The sequence below is a fragment of the Roseibium sp. RKSG952 genome, assembly GCF_009711355.1.
Genome location: NZ_SMMF01000506.1, coordinates 1 through 1,446 on the forward strand (window position 1 = coordinate 1; position 1,446 = coordinate 1,446).

Here is a 1,446-nt window from a genome sequence, read left to right on the forward strand (position 1 = left end):
GTCGGATTTTCGAGGACTCGGAGTATACCAGCGGTCAATGGCGTGGTGCCAGGGCGCGTGGATGCACGGGTAAACCTCAACCAACCAACAGCAACAACCGTTACTGTAACAACCGGCGCTTATCAGCAGCTGGTTGGTACCATCCCACTAACAATCAATCCAATTGCGCAAAATGCTCAGAACATTTGCACCGCCGGGCCGCTCGCAGGGTTCAATGGCGCTTGCACTGCGGTAGCGACTTCCTTGAATAGTAACGGCCCCCAATGCATTGTTGGGCTCATTCCAGCGCCGCCGCAGCAGTAGCCCGCCCACGGTCGCGCTCAGTGTGAGCGCCCGGTGAACCCGACCTGCCAGTTCTAAGTTTGCTCAGATAGAAGGTGTCTACCTTTGTGATAGTGGACACCTTACAGTAACAGCGCCAGTAGCAAGGAGCACTTCAGACAATGTCACCAGATAGATCTACCGACTGCTGGGATTTCTACTCCTGCGAAATTGAGGGCAAACCACATTCGACAATGGTCAACCTCTCATTGTTTGAGTTTGCTCCGATACCGAAACTTAATATGTTTCACTGCCTAGAAATCACATTGAAACACCCCAATCCCGAGCACGGAATGGCGACAAACGAGGAGTTTCAACCTCTAAGTGATATAGAAGATTTGATATGCCGGAGTGAAACTGAGGATTTGATGTACATCGCTCGCCAAACTGGGGGCGGCAAGCGTAGTTTCTGCTTTTATGCATCCCCAGAGTTTGATTTCGTCTCTTTCACAGATGTTCTTGGCCAAGCTTTTCCCGGCTACGAAATAACCACGTTCAATTTTAAGGACACCGACTGGCAAACCTATTTTGGAAACTTGTATCCCAATACGATTGGAATGAACGAAATTTCAAACCGATCTGTTTTTCTTCAACTTGAGGCAAATGGCGACAATTTGGACATTCCCCGCGAAATTGACCACACGGTTATCTTTGAGAATCGCAATCAGGCGAACGAATTTTCAATGATTGCGGAAGGAAGAGGTTTCACCGTTGAGATCAAAACCAGTGGTACCTTCAGAAAGACTTATGACCTTCTCGTTCAAAGGGTCGATCCACCGTCTAGGCTTGATCCAATCACGTATGAATTGCAAGAATTGGCGGTGGGCCTTGGAGGATCATACGATGGTTGGGGTTGCTCGGTGCAGACTTCTAGCGATAGTTGACAGCAAACATTACTTCCAAATCCGGCAACAACAGAAAAGTCCCGCACAGCGGTTGTTCGGTGTCCGTCCGGTAAACTCGGCCTTCATGACGGGCATGTCGGGTTCACCGGACGCTCACCGCTCAGTCAGGGCAAGAACAGTGGGCGAATACCGTTTTCGTTCCCGCACAGGTCGCAGCCGGGATAACTCAAGGCGCGCAAAAAGGGTTATTTGGAGATGTCCTCCCCTATGGACGCCCGAT

1 protein-coding gene is annotated in these 1,446 nt (G+C 50.2%); it reads left to right on the top strand.

Annotation, left to right across the window (positions count from 1 at the left end; all coding sequences use genetic code 11):
- Nucleotides 1-443: 443 nt before the first annotated feature.
- Complete coding sequence (locus tag E1297_RS01850) at nucleotides 444-1,205, top strand: DUF695 domain-containing protein (RefSeq protein ID WP_155133164.1); 762 nt, start codon at nucleotides 444-446, stop codon at nucleotides 1,203-1,205.
- Nucleotides 1,206-1,446 lie beyond the last annotated feature (241 nt).